The sequence below is a fragment of the Burkholderia sp. MSMB1498 genome (assembly GCF_001526245.1).
Classification (GTDB): domain Bacteria; phylum Pseudomonadota; class Gammaproteobacteria; order Burkholderiales; family Burkholderiaceae; genus Burkholderia; species Burkholderia savannae.
This window is the reverse complement of sequence record NZ_LOYJ01000111.1, coordinates 232,516-248,294: the sequence shown is the minus strand read 5'-3', so window position 1 is coordinate 248,294 and position 15,779 is coordinate 232,516. Positions and strand designations below refer to the sequence as shown.

Here is a 15,779-nt window from a genome sequence, read left to right as displayed (position 1 = left end):
CTGCGCTTCCGCCGCTTCCGCCGCTTCCGCCGCTTCCGCCGCTTCCGCCGCTTCCGCCGCTTCCGCCGCTTCCGCCGCTTCCGCCAGCTTCACCGCTGCCGCGATCCATTCCGGAGCGATCAAGTTGCACGACGCCGCTGCCTCGGCTACCTCACCGCGAACCGCGAACCGCGAACCGCGAACCGCCTCAACCGTCGGCTGCTCACCACTCACCACTCACCGCCCAACCGCCCAACCGCTCAACCGCTCAACCGCTCAACCGCTCAACCGCTCAACCGCTCAACCGCCCAACCGTCCAACCGTCCAACCGTCCAACCGTCCAACCGTCCAACCGTCCAACCGCCAAATTCCCCCCGCCGCGCCGATCCCTCCCGCCGCGCCGCGCGCGCATCACGGCGCGTCGCCGACGCGCTGCGTGTCCGCCGCAGCCGGATTTGCCGGACAGCGCGCGACCGGCGTCGCGAGCGCGGACGCATCGCCCGCCGCCGTTTCCTTCGCCGCCGTCGAGGCTTTCTTCGCCGCTGCCCCGCTCGTCGCGCCGCTCGCCGCTGCCTTCGCCGCGCCGCTCGCGCGCGCCGCCGCCATTGCGCGCACGCCGGCCGCGATCTGCTCGGCGAGCGCGCCGACCGCGTCCCGGTGGCCCGCGACGAGCGCGTCGTAGCCCGGCTGCACCGGCTCGACGACGTCGGTGCGACAGGTCATCACCGCCAGGCTCGGCAGCGCGCGCACGCTCCAGACGGCCGCGAGCGCCGCATGCCGGCCCGGCCACGACTCGAAGCGCTGGACGTTCACGCTCACCCGATAGACGGGCACGCCCGCCGGATATGCGGCGTCGGCGACGTCGATCGTGTCGAGCCGCCGCGTGAGCGCCGACGACAGCGCGCGGCGGATCTCGTCGGCGGGCGGCGACGCCCAGCGCTCCTGCTCGAGCACGTCGACTTGCGCGGCGTTCCGCTGCACGACGAACTGATTTTTCGCGACCTGTTCCGGCACGCCGACGGACGGCACCTGGATCAGGAACGCGGGATTCGCGCTGACGGTTTGTGCGGCGCCGGCCGCCGCCGCGGCGTCGAGCGTGTAGAAGCGCGCGGGCGGCGACGACGAGCAGGCCGCGAGCGTGGCCGCCGCCGCGGCCACCGCCGCGGCGCGCGCGAAACGCGCCGGTCGGAGCGAGCGTGCGGTCATTTCTGATCTCCTGGTTTGCCTTTCAGCAGCGATTCGGGGTGCCGTTCGAGGTAGTCGGCGAGCGCGTTGAGCGACTGCAGCGTGCGCGTGAGCTCCTTCAGCGCGCCGCGCACGTCCGATTGCAGCGGCGAATCCTGCTGCAGCGTCGCTTCCGCGGTCGCGAAGGTCTGCTTCGCGGCCGACAGCGTGTCGCGCGCCTCGGGCGCGACTTCGGTGTCGAGCCGCTTGAACAGCTTGTCCGCGTTCGCGAGCGCGCTGTTCAGGTTCGCGCCGATCTGGTCGAACGGCACCTTGTCGAGCTTCTTCGCGATGTCGGCGACTTGCAGCTGCAGCTCGTCGAGCGTGTTCGGCACGGTCGGCAGCTCCACGGGCAGGCGGTCGAGATCGATCTTCACGGGCTGCGCCTTCGGGAAGAAATCGAGCGCGACGTAGAGCTGGCTCGTCAGCAGGTTGCCCGTGCGCAGCTGGCCGCGCAGCCCGTGCTGGACGAGCCGCGACAGCACCTCGCGCCGCGCCGCGTCGCCCTTGTCCTGCGCCGCCTCGCGGAACTTCCGGCCGAGCCGGTCGGGGAACACGTTCATCGTCACCGGCATCGTGAAGTTCTTCGTCTTCGGGTCGTAGTCGATGCCGATGTTCGTCACCTGGCCGAGCACGATGCCGCGGAAGTCGACGGGCGCGCCGACGGACAGCCCGCGCAGCGACTGGTTGAAGTTCATCACGACCTGCACCGGCTCGCCGTCCGGCTCGCGCATCGCGTCGGTCTCGTCGGCGCCCAAGCGGAACGTCATGTTGTTCGGCGCGGGCGAGCCGGCCGACTGGTTCGGCGGCGACTGGAACGCGATGCCGCCGAGGATCACCGTCGCGAGCGACTGCGTGTTCAGCTTGAAGCCGCTCGAGTCGAGCCGCAGGTCGACGCCGCTCGCCTGCCACCAGCGCGAATTCAGGCCGACGTACTGATCGTAAGGCGCGGTGACGAACACGCGGAACGTGACGCCCGTGCCGTCCTTGTCGAGCGAGAAGCCGACCACCTGGCCGACCTGCACGCGCCGGTAGTAGATCGGCGAGCCGATGTCGATCGAGCCGAGCGAATCGCCGCGCAGTACGTACTGCGTGCCTTTCTGGTCGCCGGTGACGGCGGGCGGCGTCTCGAGCCCGGTGAACGACTCCTCGGTCTCGTCCGAGCGGCCCGCGTCGACGCCGATGTACGCGCCCGACAGCAGCGTGCCGAGGCCCGACACGCCGGTCGCGCCGACCCGCGGCCGCACGACCCAGAAGCGCGAGCCCTTCACCGCGAAGTTCTCGGCCTCCTTCTTCAGCTGCACTTCGACGAGCACGTGCGACAGATCCTTCGACAGCTTGATCGTCTTGACCATGCCGATCTCGACGTCCTTGTATTTGACCTGTGTCTTGCCGGGCTCGAGGCCCTCGGCGCTCTTGAAGCTGAGCGTGACCTCCGGCCCGCGCTCGAGCACCGATTTGACGACGAGCCCGATGCCGATCAGCGCGGCGACGAGCGGCACGAGCCACACGAGCGACGGCAGCCAGCCGGAGCGCCGCGTGATCACGGGCTCGGGGAGGACGGGCGGCTCGCCGCCGGGCGGGGTGGGAGGGGCCGCGTTCGGGTCGTGCTGCGGGCCTTGCGGTCTATTCATGAGGATTCCCTGAGTTTTCTACGTTGTCCCAGATGAGGCGCGGGTCGAATTGCATCGACGCGAGCATCGTCAGGATCACGACGGAGCCGAACGCGAGCGCGCCGGGGCCCGCCGTGATTACCGCGAGCGAGCGGAAATGGACGAGCGCGACGGTGAGCGTGACGACGAAGATGTCGAGCATCGACCAGCGGCCGATCCGCTCGACGATCCGGTAGAGCTTGGTGCGCTGCATCGGCCGCCACGCGGAGCGGCGCTGCGCGGTGACGACGAGGATCGTGAGCACGCCGAGCTTCAACATCGGCACGAGAATGCTCGCGACGAACACGACGACGGCGAGCGGCCATTCGCCGGACACCCAGAAATACACGACGCCGCTCATGATCGTGTCCTCCTGCGAGCCGACGATCGACGCCGTGCGCATGATCGGCAGCAGGTTCGCCGGGATGTAGAGGATCGCGGCGGCGAGGAGGAGCGCCCAGGTGCGCGCGATGCTGTCCGGTATGCGCAGGTGCAGCGCGGCGCCGCAGCGCGCGCAGTGCTCGGGCGTTTCGTGCGAGCCGAGCGAATCCGGCGACGGGCGGGTGAGCTTCTGCACGTGGCCGCATGCGTGGCAGCTCGCCATGCCGGCCCGCGCGGCGGTGACGATCTCGCTCATCGCGCGCGCGCCTTGCCGGCTTGGCTGGCCGCGCCGGACGCAGCGGCGGTGTCGGCCGCGTCACGCGGCGCGCGCTCGCACAGCGAATCGGCGATGTCCCACAGCGTGCGCGGATCGAACATCACGACGACGGCGAGCATCAGCGTGAGCGCCGCGAACGCGAAGAGCGCGGCCTCGGGAATCACGCGCGCGAGGCTCACCATCTTGACGATCGTGACGAGGATGCCGAGCATGAACACTTCGATCATCCCCCACGGCCGCACGAGCTGGATCGCGCGCAGCACGCGGTTGAAGCCGGGCGGGATCGCGCCCGCGCGCAGCGGGATCAGCACGTAAAGGAGCGCCGACAGCTCGACGAGCGGGAACAGCAGCGTCGAGCAGAACACCATCACCGCGACGAGCGGCATCCCCTGATTCCACATCGCCTCGAGCGCGCCGAAGAGCGTCGTCTGCACGCGCATGCCGTTCACGTCCATTTCGAGGATCGGGAAGCCCTGCGCGATCAGGAAGGTGATGAGCGCGCCCGCCGTGAGCGCGCAGATGCGGTCGATCTGCGCCGAGCCGCTCCGGTAGAGCAGCGCGTCGCAGCGCGGACAGCGGGCGATGTCTTTGCCGCTAAGCGGCGGTTTGTGCAACAGTGCGTCGCATTCGTGACAGGCAATCAGGGCGTTTCTATCCATATGGAAGGGCGGTTGCGCGGCGTCGCGGCGCCGCGTTCACAGGGCCGGAACCCGCGCCAATCTTATCAAAAGGCGGTTTTTGCGGTGTCAAGTACCGGCGCCCGGCCGCCGGCGCCGTCGGGCCGGCCGACCGGCGCGCCCGGCCGGGGCGGCGATTTCGGGATTCTGCCATTCGCGGGCGGTTGCGGTAGCATGGCGGCCGTGACATGCGTCGGACGAATGCGGCAGCGCCGGCGCGGCTTTTCGCTGAACTGAGGATTTCATGGCATCGTTTCCGTCTTCGACGTCCCCCGCAGCTTACACGCGCACCGCGATCGCCCTCCACTGGCTGATCGCGCTGCTCATCGTGTGCGGCTTCGCGCTCGGCTGGGTGATGACGAGCATTCACGGCTTCACGCCGACGAAGCTCAAATACTATTCGTGGCACAAGTGGATCGGCTGCACGGTGTTCGCTTTCGCGATCGTGCGCGTGCTCTGGCGCGCGACCCACGTGCCGCCGCCGATGCCGGCCGGCATGCCCGTATGGCAGCGCGCGGGCGCGCACGCGGTGCACGCGCTCCTTTACGTGCTGATGTTCGCGATTCCGGTGACGGGCTACCTGTACAGCTCGGCCGCGAACATTCCGGTCGTCTATCTCGGGCTCGTGCCGCTGCCGCGCCTGATCGACCCCGATCCCGCGCTGAAGGCGGTGCTGAAGACAGCGCACGTCGCGCTCAACTACGGCCTGCTCGCGCTCGTCGCCGCGCACGTCGCGGCGGCCGTCAAGCACCAGTGGCTCGACCGCGACGGCGTGCTGTCGCGGATGCTTCCGTTCCTCAAATAACAAGGATCGCTATGAAAGTCTCGTTCTACCGCTACATGCTCGCGGCGTTCGCCGCCGCCTCGGTCGCCGTGTCGGGCACCGCGTTCGCGCAGGTCGATCTCGCGAAGAGCAAGGTGTCGGCCGTCTCGAAGCAGATGAACGTGCCGACGGAAGGCGTGTTCAAGAAGTTCTCCGCGCAGATCAAGTTCGACCCGTCGAAGGCCGCGCAGGGCGGCGCGCAGATGACGATCGACGTCGCGAGCTACGATCTCGGCGACCAGATGTACAACGATCAGGTCGCGGGCAAGGACTGGTTCGACGCGAAGGCGTTCCCGCAGGCGAGCTTCGTGTCGAGCGCGATCGCGCCCGCGGGCGGCAACAAGTACAACGTGTCGGGCAAGCTGACGATCAAGGGCAAGACGGTGCCCGTGACGGTGCCCGTGACCATCACGCAGAACGGCGCGTCGCAGGTCTTCGACGGCGTGCTGCCGATCAAGCGCTCGACGTTCAACGTCGGCACGGGCGAATGGAAGGACACGTCCGTCGTCGCCGACGACGTGCAGATCAAGTTTCACATCGTCGCCGCGAAGTAACGCGGGCGGCAGTTCGCACCACCCCTGCGCCGCTTCGGAATGCGGCGCCGTCACAAGGAGATTGATTTGAACAAGCAACTGATGATCGCCGCGGGCGCGCTCGCCGCCGCCCTGTCGTTCTCGGCGCATGCGGCGCCCGCAACGTACCAGTTCGATCCGAGCCACACGTATCCGAGCTTCGAGGCGGACCACTTCGGCGGCCTGTCGGTGTGGCGCGGCAAGTTCGACCAGTCGAGCGGCACCGTGACGCTCGACCGCGCGGCGAAGACGGGCACCGTCGACGTGACGACGAAGGTCGCGTCGATCGCGACCGGCAACCAGAAGCTCGACGAGCACCTGCAGACGCCCGATTTCTTCGACGCGTCGAAATACCCGGAAGCGACCTACAAGGGCACGATCAAGTTTGAAGGCGACAAGCCGGCCGAAGTCGTCGGCAACCTGACGCTGCACGGCGTCACGAAGCCGCTCACGCTGAAGATCGATTCGTTCAAGTGCATGCCGCACCCGATGCTGAAGAAGGAAGTGTGCGGCGTCGACGCGGTCGGCGAATTCAACCGCGACGACTTCGGCCTCGACTACGGCAAGCAGTACGGCTTCAAGATGAAGACGAAGCTCCTCATCACGGCCGAAGCGGTCAAGCAGTAACGCGAAGCGGCGCGCCGCCCGCTATGCGCGGCGGCTCCATCGCTCCGACGAACCGCCGCGTCCCGTATCGGACGCGGCGGTTCTTTTTTGGCGCGCGCGGCGTGTGCCTAGAATCGTCCGCATTCGTGCCGCGGCCCGTTCTTCGCCGCGCTCGTGAGCCTCGCGGCGCTCGTCGCGCTGCGGCGGCGCTTCGGGTTCCGGTAGCGGGGCGTTCGCGTCCGGCGTCGCGCGCGCCGGCGCGTGCGACCGCGTGCGTGCGCGGCGGCGAGCCAAGGAGGCGAGGGGCGCGCGTGCGAGCGATTCGCAGGCGAAAAAAAACCGGTTCGCGAGGAACCGGCTTTTTCGTGCGACAGGGCGCTTACACCTGCGCGCCCGCGTTCGGATCGTTCGGATCGTGCGCGGTCTTCTTCTCCTTGATGAGATCCTCGCGCTTGATGCCGAGCCACATCGCGAGCGAGCCCGCGACGAACACCGACGAATAGATGCCGAACATGATGCCGACCGTCAGCGCGAGCGCGAAGTAGTGCAGCGTCGGGCCGCCGAAGAAGAACATCGACAGCACCATCATTTCGGTCGACGTGTGCGTGATGATCGTGCGCGACATCGTGCTCGTGATCGCGTGGTTGATCACTTCCTGCACCGTCATCTTGCGTTCGCGGCGGAACGTCTCGCGGATTCGGTCGAAGATGACGACCGACTCGTTGACCGAGTAGCCGAGCACCGCGAGCACCGCGGCCAGCACCGACAGCGAGAACTCCCACTGGAAGAACGCGAAGAAGCCGAGAATGATCACGACGTCGTGCAGGTTCGCGATGATGCCGGCGACCGCGTACTTCCATTCGAAGCGGAACGACAGATAAATCACGATGCCGATCACGACGCACGCGAGCGCGAGCAGGCCGTCGGTCGCGAGCTCGCGGCCGACCTGCGGGCCGACGAACTCGACGCGCTGCAGCGTCACGTCGGCGTCCTGCGCCTTCAGCGCGGCCATCACCTGGTCGCTCTGCTGCGCGGACGTGAGGCCCTGCTTGAGCGGCAGGCGGATCAGCACGTTGCGCGACGTGCCGAAGTTCTGCACCTGCGCGTCGGCGTAGCCGAGCGTGCCGAGCGTCGAGCGCACCGGCTCGAGCTGCGCGGTCTGCTGATACTGGACCTCGATCACCGTGCCGCCCGTGAACTCGATGGACAGATGCAGCCCGCGATGGAGCAGGAAGAACACGGCGGCGAGGAACGTCACGAGCGAGATCACGTTGAAGATCAACGCGTGCCGCATGAACGGAATGTCTTTACGGATGCGGAAAAATTCCATGTTCGTCTCCGGCGCTTAGTTGGACGAGCCTTGCTTGGGCGGCACGCCCGGTCCCGAGCGGCGGCGCGCGACCGGCTTGCCGGTGCGCGGCGCGCCGGCCGGCTGCTTCGGCGCGGCGACGCGCGCGCCCTGCGGCGCGTTCGCGCGCGCGTCCTGGCCGAGCTGCGGCGCGGCCGCGGCCGCGGCTTCGGCGGCGGCGGGGCGCCACACCTGGCCGATCGCGAGCGACTGCAGCTTCTTGCGGCCGCCGTACCAGAGGTTCACGAGGCCGCGCGAGAAGAACACCGCGGAGAACATCGACGTCAGGATGCCGAGGCAGTGCACGATCGCGAACGCGCGCACGGGGCCCGAGCCGAACGCGAGGAGGGCGAGGCCGGCGATCAGCGTCGTCACGTTCGAGTCGAGAATCGTCGCCCATGCGTGCGAGTAACCCTGCTGGATCGCGATCTGCGGCGACGCGCCGGCGCGCAGCTCCTCGCGGATGCGCTCGTTGATCAGCACGTTCGAGTCGATCGCCATGCCGAGCGCGAGCGCGATGGCCGCGATGCCGGGCAGCGTGAGCGTCGCCTGCATCAGCGACAGCACCGCGACGAGCAGCAGCAGGTTCACCGACAGGCCGAGCACCGACACGACGCCGAACAGCATGTAGTACGCGATCATGAACACGGCGATCGCGACGAAGCCCCAGACGACCGAGTGGAAGCCCATCTTGATGTTGTCCGCGCCGAGGCTCGGGCCGATCGTGCGTTCCTCGATGATGTCCATCGGCGCGGCGAGCGAGCCCGCGCGCAGCAGGAGCGCGAGATCGGCGGCGGCCTGCGGGGTCGGCTGGCCGGTGATCTGGAAGCGGTCGCCGAGCTCCGATTGGATCGTCGCGACGGTCAGCACTTCGCCCTTGCCCTTCTCGAACAGCACCATCGCCATCGGCTTGCCGATGTTCTCGCGCGACACCGCGCGCACCGCGCGGCCGCCCGCCGAGTCGAGGCGGATGTTCACGGACGGACGCTGATGCTCGTCGAAGCCCGCCGACGCGTCGATGATGCGGTCGCCCGTGAAGATCACCTGCTTCTTCAGCAGCACCGGCGCCTGGTTGCCCTGCGTGAACAGCTCTTCGCCCGGCGGCACCGGATCGTTCGGGTTCGGGTGCAGGTTGAGCGGGTCGGCGAGGCGCGCCTCGAGCGTCGCCGTGCGGCCGATGATGTCCTTCGCCTTCGCGGTGTCCTGCACGCCCGGCAGCTCGACGACGATGCGGTCGTTGCCCTGTTGCTGCAGGATCGGCTCGGACACGCCGAGTTCGTTGACGCGGTTGTGCAGCGTCGTCAGGTTCTGCTTGAGCGCCGCTTCCTCGACGGCCTTCTGGACGGCCGGCGTGAACGTGCCGACGACCTGGTAGCCGCCGCCGCCCGGCTGCGTCGCCCACTGGAGTTCGGAGACGGACGAGGCGAGCAGCTTGCGCGCCTGCTCGGCGGTGTCCTGGTCGGCGAAGTTCGCGACGACCGTCTGATCGACGCGGTTCACGCCGCCGTCGCGGATGCCCTTGTCGCGCAGTTGCGTGCGGGCGTCGGACGCGTCGGAATCGAGCTTCTTCGTCAGCGCGCCCGTCATGTCGACTTGCAGCAGGAAATGCACGCCGCCGCGCAGGTCGAGGCCGAGATACATCGGCAGCGCGTGCAGAGCGGTCAGCCAGCGCGGCGACGCGCTCTGCAGATTCAGCGCGACGACGTACTGCGGATCGTTCGGATCGGCGTTCAGCGCCTTTTGCAGCATGTCCTTCACGCGCAGCTGCGTGTCGGTGTCCTTCAGGCGCACGCGGATGGTCGCGTTGGCGCTCGCGTTGTCGAAGGTGACGTCGTCGGCCGTGACCTGGCTGGCCTTGAGCGCTGCCTCGACTTGCGCGAGCGTGTCGGCGCCGAGCTTGACCGTGGCCTTGCCGCTCGATACCTGCACCGCCGGCGCTTCGCCGAAGAAGTTGGGCAATGTGTACAGAAAGCCGATGGCGAGCGCCACGACCATCACCACATATTTCCAGATTGGATAACGATTCATGAGGGGGCCGAACGGGATGGTTGGCTGGAATGGCGTCGCGTCCGGCGCCGCTCGCGCCCGCGCGCTTCGCGGCGCGGGCCGTGGGCGGCCGGACGCGGGGCGGGGCTTACAGCGATTTGATCGTGCCCTTCGGCAGGATGGTCGTGACGGCGGCCTTCTGCACGGTGATCTCGGTGCCCTCGGCGATCTCGACGCCGATGTAGGCTTCCGACACCTTCGTCACCTTGCCGACGAGCCCGCCGCTCGTCACCACTTCGTCGCCCTTCGCCATCGCGGCGAGCATGTTGCGATGCTCCTTCTGCCGCTTCATCTGCGGACGGATCATGATGAAGTAGAGCACCGCGAACATCAGGATGAGCGGCAGGAAGCTCATCAGGCTCGATTCGGCACCGCCCGCTGCGCCTTGCGCATAGGCATTGGAAATGAACGACACGTTGGTCTCTCCGTTAGGGAAGATCGAAAAATAAGCCGGTTATTCTACCACCGGCCCTAACCGCGACAGCGGCGCAAATGCGCTTTGGTTTCAAGCTGTTAACCTCGATCCGGCGGCGTTCGCGCGCGTAGCGAAAGATAATTGTAAGGTTTTGCGGGTCCGGCGCGTCGGCGGCGGTCGTCCGATATGCGCGCCGAAGCGCGGGCGCGGCCGGCGCAAACGGGCGAGGGCATTGGGCGGGCGGCATGGCCGCGATGCGCGGCGGCGATTCGCCGCGAAACGTGCGCGCGCACGTGCGCACGTTTCGCGAAGCCGGAGGCGTCGCGCCGGCCGACGTGCGCGACGCCTCTGCGCGCGACGCGCCGCCGCGCCCCCGTCAGTCGACGCCGCGCGCGCGATCCTCCGCGAAGCGCTTCTGGAACGCGTCGAACGTGTGCGTCTCGATCGCCTCGCGGATCTCGCGCATCAGCTCGAGGTAGTAGTGCAGGTTGTGAATCGTGTTGAGCTGCGCGCCGAGAATCTCGCCGACGCGGTGCAAGTGGTGCAGGTAGCCGCGTGAGAAGTTCCGGCAGGTGTAGCAGCCGCAGGTTTCGTCGAGCGGCTTGAGCGAATTCTTGTGCGTGGCGTTGCGGATCTTCACGTCGCCGAAGCGCGTGAAGAGCCAACCGTTGCGCGCGTTGCGGGTCGGCATCACGCAGTCGAACATGTCGACGCCCGCGGCGACGCCCGCGACGAGATCCTCCGGCGTGCCGACGCCCATCAGGTAGTGCGGCTTGTCGGCGGGCAGGCGCGGCGCGACGTGCTCGAGCACGCGCATCATGTCCTCCTTCGGCTCGCCTACCGACAGCCCGCCGATCGCGAGCCCGTGGAAGCCGAGCTCGGCGAGGCCGGCGAGCGATTCGTCGCGCAGATCCTCGTGCATCCCGCCCTGCACGATGCCGAAGAGCGCGTTCGGATTGCCGAGGCGGTCGAACTCGTCGAGCGAGCGTTTCGCCCAGCGCAGCGACATGCGCATCGAATCGGCCGCTTCACGGTGCGTCGTCGGCACGCCGTTGGTCGCGTACGGCGTGCATTCGTCGAACTGCATCACGATGTCCGAGTTCAGCGTCTTCTGGATCTGCATCGACACTTCCGGCGACAGGAACAACCGGTCGCCGTTGATCGGCGACGCGAACGTGACGCCTTCCTCGGTGATCTTGCGCAGATCGCCGAGCGAGAACACCTGGAAGCCGCCCGAATCGGTGAGGATCGGCTTGTGCCAGCCCATGAAGCGGTGCAGCCCGCCGTGCGCCGCGATCGTCTCGAGGCCGGGGCGCAGCCACAGGTGAAACGTATTGCCGAGGATGATCTGCGCGCGCATCTCGTCGAGCTCGCGCGGCTGCACCGCCTTCACGGTGCCATACGTGCCGACCGGCATGAAGATCGGCGTCTCGACCACGCCGTGATTGAGCGTCACGCGGCCGCGGCGCGCACGGCCGTCGGTCGTCAGCAGTTCGAACTTGAGGCCGTTGTGCGGGCGAACGTGATCGTGCGTATCGTGATCGTGGGATGAACCTTCGGTCATCGCTTGATTCTCCTTGCCACCGGAAGCGCTTTGCATGGGACCGGAGTATGCGCTAAAGCGCTGACTCCGGATCGACAAGTCCGGCGCATGTTGAAAGTGCCGCTGGGATTCCGGCGGCGGTGAAAAAGCGGGTGCGCCCGGCAGGCGAAGGCGGCGGACGCTTGCAGCGGGCGCGCGGCGGGCGAAGGCGGCGAGTGCTGCGCGGGCGGCCGGCGCTTGCGACGCGCCGCGGGCGCGTTCGGCACGTGCGCTCGCCGCCGTTGCGCGCGGGCCGCCCGCCTACGCGCCCGGCGTTTGCGGCGTCTCGGGCGTCTCCGGCGTCTCGCGCCGCGTGAGCAGCATCGCGTCGCCGTAGCTGAAGAAACGGTAGCGCGCGTCGATCGCGTGCCGGTACGCGGCGCGGATCGTCTCGACGCCGGCGAACGCCGACACGAGCATCAGCAGCGTCGATTTCGGCAGATGGAAATTCGTCACGAGCCGGTCGACGACGCGAAAGCGATAGCCCGGCGTGATGAAGATGTCGGTTTCCGCGTGCGTCGCGGCGAGCGGCCGGCCGGCATTCTCCGCGTCACGCGCGGCCGCCTCGAGCGCGCGCATCGACGTCGTGCCGACCGCGATCACGCGGCCGCCGCGCGCGCGGGTCGCGGCGATCCGCTCGACGAGCGCGGCGGTCAGCTCGTACGACTCGCTGTGCATCCGGTGCTCGGCGATGTTCTCGACGCGCACCGGCTGGAACGTGCCCGCGCCGACGTGCAGCGTGAGCGTCGCGCGCTCGACGCCGCGCGCGTCGAGCGCGGCGAGCACCGCGTCGTCGAAGTGCAGGCCGGCCGTCGGCGCGGCGACGGCGCCCGGATTCGCCGCGAACACCGTCTGATAGCGGGCCTCGTCGTTCGCATCCGGCACGTGCTCGATGTACGGCGGCAGCGGTAGCCGGCCGTGGCGCTCGATCAGCGCGAGGCAGTCGTCGGGAAAGTGCAGCGTGAAGAACGGCTCGACGCGCTCGCCCACCGTCACGTCGAACGCGTCGGCCAGCGTGAGCGTCGTGCCGGGCGCGGGGCTCTTGCTCGCGCGGATCTGCGCGAGCGCGGTGCGCGTGCCCGTGACGCGCTCGATCAGCACCTCGATCTTGCCGCCGCTCGCCTTGTGGCCGAAGAAGCGCGCCTTCAGCACCTTCGTGTCGTTGAACACGAGCAGGTCGCCCGGCGCGACGCACGCGGGCAGCTCGGCGAAGCGCCGGTCGACGAGGCGCGGGGGCTCGGTCGTGTTGTCCACCTCGAGCAGGCGGCTCGCGCTGCGTTCGGGCAGCGCGGTTTGTGCGATCAGCTCGGGCGGCAGATCGAAATCGAAATCGGAAAGCGTGAGCATGCGAAACGGGGTCGGGGCGGCCGGCCTGACGGGCGAAGCGCGTCGCGGCGCGCACGAGCCGCTATGATGGCGGGGTTGCGCGGCTTGGCCGGCGTCGCTCGTTCGTGCGACGTGAAAGCCGCTATTGTACTTGCTAGCCTTCTGCCCGATGCCAGTGCCCGTTCGCCGTTCCGTAACCGATCCTGCCGAAGCCGATGCATTCGCCGACGACGCCGCGTCGCGCGCCGCCGCGCGCGCGCCCGGCGCGCCCGGCGTGACGGGTGCGACGGATGCGACGGATGCGGCCCACGCGAAAGACGCGCCGAACGCGCCGAACGCCGGCGTGCCGCGTGCGGCGCAGCGCGCGGGGAAGGCGCGCGGGGGCCGCGACGAGCGGCGACCGGGCGATCGTGGCGCGCCGAGTGCGCCGAGCGCATCGGGCGCCGCACGAAACGCCGACGCGCCAAATCGGCCCGACGCCGCCGCGCCGGTGCAGGCGCCGCATGCGGCGGCTTGGGCCGAGTTCGGCGCCGACGCCGGCGCGCGATCGCGGCCGCGCGCGGGCGCGCCGCGAGGCCGCACGGCCGACGGCCGCATCGTGCCGGCCGCCTCCCCGGCATTCCTGGCCGCCCAAGCCTTGCCGGCCGACCGCGACGACCGCGACGACGCGCCGGCCGAAACGACGAAACCCGCGAAGCGCGCCGCAAAATCCGCCTCGAAATCCGCTCCCAAGCCCGCTTCCAAGCCCGCCTCGAAGCCGGCCGCCGACGCATCCGCCGCGAAGGCCGCGCCGAAGCTCGTCAAAACCGCCGACAAGCTCGCGAAGCTCGGCTTGAAGCGCGACATCGATCTCGTCCTGCATCTGCCGATGCGCTACGAGGACGAGACGACGCTCACGCCGATCGGCGAGCTGCTGCCGGGCGAAATCGCGCAGGCGGAAGGCGTGGTGTTCGACAACGAGATCGCGTACCGGCCGCGCCGCCAATTGCTCGTGAAGCTGCGCGACGACGCGGGCGTCGAGCTCGTGCTGCGTTTCTTGAATTTCTACGGCTCGCAGGTCAAGCAGATGGCGGTCGGCCAGCGGCTGCGCGTGCGCGGCGACGTCCGCGGCGGCTTCTTCGGCCTGGAGATGGTGCATCCGACGGTGAAGCCCGTCGACGAGCACGCGCCGCTGCCGCAGGCGCTCACGCCCGTCTATCCGAGCACGGCGGGCGTGTCGCAGGCGTATCTGCGCAAGGCGATCGACAACGCGCTGACGCGCACGCCGCTGCCCGAGCTGCTGCCGGGCGAGATCGCGCGCGCGTACCTGAAGCCGCTCGACGTTCCGCCGCTCGCCGACGCGGTGCGCATCCTTCATCATCCGGGCGTCGGCGCGGACGAGACGGCGCTCATCGACGGCACGCACCCGGCGTGGACCCGCATCAAGTTCGACGAGCTGCTCGCGCAGCAGCTATCGCTCAAGCGCGCGCACGAGGCGCGCCGCACGCGCGCCGCGCCCGCGATGCCGCGCCGCGCGCGCGGCGACGGCGCGTCGCTGTCCGCGCGCCTGTACGCGGCGCTGCCGTTCACGCTGACGGGCGCGCAGGAGCGCGTCGTCGCCGAGATCGCGCACGACCTCACGCAGCCGCACCCGATGCAGCGGCTGCTGCAGGGCGACGTCGGCAGCGGCAAGACCGTCGTCGCGGCGCTCGCCGCCGCGCAGGCGATCGACGCCGGCTACCAGGCCGCGCTGATGGCGCCGACCGAAATCCTCGCCGAGCAGCACGCGCGCAAGCTGCGCGGCTGGCTCGAGCCGCTCGGCGTGTCGGTCGCATGGCTCGCCGGCAGCCTGAAGGTGAAGGACAAGCGCGCGGCGCTCGAGGCGGCCGCGCTCGGCACCGCGCAGCTCGTGATCGGCACGCACGCGATGATTCAGGACACGGTCGAATTCGCGCGGCTCGGGCTCGTGATCGTCGACGAGCAGCACCGCTTCGGCGTCGAGCAGCGGCTCGCGCTGCGCGCGAAGGCGGCGAACGCGGCCGACGGCGCGGCGGGCTTCCAGCCGCATCAGCTGATGATGTCGGCGACGCCGATTCCGCGCACGCTCGCGATGACGTACTACGCGGATCTCGACGTGTCGACGATCGACGAGCTGCCGCCCGGCCGCACGCCGATCCTGACCCGGCTCGTGGCGGACGCGCGCCGCGACGAGGTGATCGGCCGCGTGCGCGAGGCGGCGCTCGCGGGCCGCCAGGTGTACTGGGTGTGCCCGCTCATCGAGGAGAGCGAGACGCTGCAACTGCAGACGGCCGTCGAGACGTTCGAGACGCTCGTCGCCGCGCTGCCGGAGCTGAAGGTGGGGCTCGTGCACGGCCGGCTCGCGCCGGCGGAGAAGGCCGCGGTGATGGACGCGTTCTCGCGCAACGACGTGCAGTTGCTCGTCGCGACGACGGTGATCGAAGTCGGCGTCGACGTGCCGAACGCGTCGCTGATGGTGATCGAGCACGCCGAGCGCTTCGGGCTCGCGCAACTGCACCAGCTGCGCGGGCGGGTGGGGCGCGGCACCGCCGCGTCGGTGTGCGTGCTGATGTACAGCGGGCCGCTGTCGATCGCGGGCCGCGCGCGCCTGAAGACGATGCGCGAGACGACCGACGGCTTCGAGATCGCGCGCCGCGATCTGGAGATTCGCGGCCCCGGCGAGTTCCTCGGCGCGCGCCAGTCGGGCGCGGCGATGCTGCGCTTCGCGGATCTGGAAAACGACGGCTGGCTGATCGAGCCGGCGCGCGACGCGGCCGCGCGCCTCATCGCCGGCCATCCGGACGTCGTCGAGCAGCATCTGGCGCGTTGGCTCGGCGCGCGCGAGCAATACCTGAAGGCGTGAGCGCGCGGCTC

At 69.4% G+C, this 15,779-nt stretch carries 14 protein-coding genes; 4 read left to right on the top strand and 10 right to left on the bottom strand.

The annotated features are described in order from the left end of the window. The 5 genes from WS91_RS37625 to WS91_RS26070 all read right to left on the bottom strand — a co-directional run. A partial coding sequence (locus tag WS91_RS37625) for a hypothetical protein (protein ID WP_231752098.1) occupies positions 1-213 on the bottom strand: 213 nt, incomplete at its 3' end. Positions 214-390: 177 nt separating this feature from the next. Further along, positions 391-1,185, bottom strand: a complete 795-nt coding sequence (locus WS91_RS26085) for a PqiC family protein (protein WP_059671292.1) — start codon at positions 1,183-1,185, stop codon at positions 391-393. Continuing rightward, entirely contained in the window at positions 1,182-2,837 is a 1,656-nt protein-coding gene (locus WS91_RS26080; RefSeq protein WP_059583394.1) for a PqiB family protein, read from the bottom strand. The genes WS91_RS26085 and WS91_RS26080 overlap by 4 nt, the downstream gene beginning before the upstream one ends. After that, positions 2,830-3,492: a paraquat-inducible protein A gene (locus tag WS91_RS26075; RefSeq protein WP_059583396.1), complete on the bottom strand. Its 663-nt coding sequence runs from the start codon at positions 3,490-3,492 to the stop codon at positions 2,830-2,832. The genes WS91_RS26080 and WS91_RS26075 overlap by 8 nt, the downstream gene beginning before the upstream one ends. After that, a complete protein-coding gene (locus WS91_RS26070; protein WP_038753272.1) occupies positions 3,489-4,172 on the bottom strand; it encodes a paraquat-inducible protein A in 684 nt (227 codons plus the stop codon). Before WS91_RS26070 ends, WS91_RS26075 begins: the two co-directional genes overlap by 4 nt. A gap of 262 nt (positions 4,173-4,434) precedes the next feature. Between WS91_RS26070 and WS91_RS26060 the strand changes: the two genes are divergently transcribed. From WS91_RS26060 to WS91_RS26050, 3 genes are all read left to right on the top strand, one after another. Further along, positions 4,435-4,995, top strand: a complete 561-nt coding sequence (locus tag WS91_RS26060) for a cytochrome b (RefSeq protein WP_038753276.1) — start codon at positions 4,435-4,437, stop codon at positions 4,993-4,995. A gap of 11 nt (positions 4,996-5,006) precedes the next feature. Then, the gene (locus WS91_RS26055; RefSeq protein ID WP_059671291.1) at positions 5,007-5,567 is read left to right on the top strand and encodes a YceI family protein; all 561 of its coding nucleotides are present in this window, start codon (positions 5,007-5,009) and stop codon (positions 5,565-5,567) included. Between the two features lie 66 nt (positions 5,568-5,633). Next, a complete protein-coding gene (locus WS91_RS26050; protein ID WP_038753426.1) occupies positions 5,634-6,212 on the top strand; it encodes a YceI family protein in 579 nt (192 codons plus the stop codon). A 358-nt stretch (positions 6,213-6,570) separates the two neighbouring features. Here the strand turns inward: WS91_RS26050 and secF are convergent, their stop codons facing one another. The 5 genes from secF to queA all read right to left on the bottom strand — a co-directional run bounded on the left by secF (position 6,571) and on the right by queA (position 12,929). Continuing rightward, positions 6,571-7,521: a protein translocase subunit SecF gene (secF, locus tag WS91_RS26045; protein WP_038753280.1), complete on the bottom strand. Its 951-nt coding sequence runs from the start codon at positions 7,519-7,521 to the stop codon at positions 6,571-6,573. 15 nt (positions 7,522-7,536) lie between these two features. After that, positions 7,537-9,567, bottom strand: coding sequence for a protein translocase subunit SecD (gene secD, locus WS91_RS26040; RefSeq protein WP_038753282.1), 2,031 nt, complete (start codon positions 9,565-9,567; stop codon positions 7,537-7,539). A 106-nt stretch (positions 9,568-9,673) separates the two neighbouring features. Continuing rightward, positions 9,674-10,000, bottom strand: coding sequence for a preprotein translocase subunit YajC (gene yajC / locus WS91_RS26035; protein ID WP_009913541.1), 327 nt, complete (start codon positions 9,998-10,000; stop codon positions 9,674-9,676). A 376-nt stretch (positions 10,001-10,376) separates the two neighbouring features. Beyond that, positions 10,377-11,564: a tRNA guanosine(34) transglycosylase Tgt gene (gene tgt, locus WS91_RS26030; RefSeq protein ID WP_038753284.1), complete on the bottom strand. Its 1,188-nt coding sequence runs from the start codon at positions 11,562-11,564 to the stop codon at positions 10,377-10,379. 279 nt (positions 11,565-11,843) lie between these two features. Further along, on the bottom strand, positions 11,844-12,929 hold the full coding sequence (gene queA, locus WS91_RS26025; protein ID WP_059583400.1) for a tRNA preQ1(34) S-adenosylmethionine ribosyltransferase-isomerase QueA: 1,086 nt from the start codon (positions 12,927-12,929) through the stop codon (positions 11,844-11,846). Between the two features lie 148 nt (positions 12,930-13,077). Here queA and recG point away from each other — a divergent pair, with 148 nt between their 5' ends. Beyond that, on the top strand, positions 13,078-15,768 hold the full coding sequence (gene recG / locus WS91_RS26020) for an ATP-dependent DNA helicase RecG (RefSeq protein ID WP_059671290.1): 2,691 nt from the start codon (positions 13,078-13,080) through the stop codon (positions 15,766-15,768). Positions 15,769-15,779: the final 11 nt, after the last annotated feature.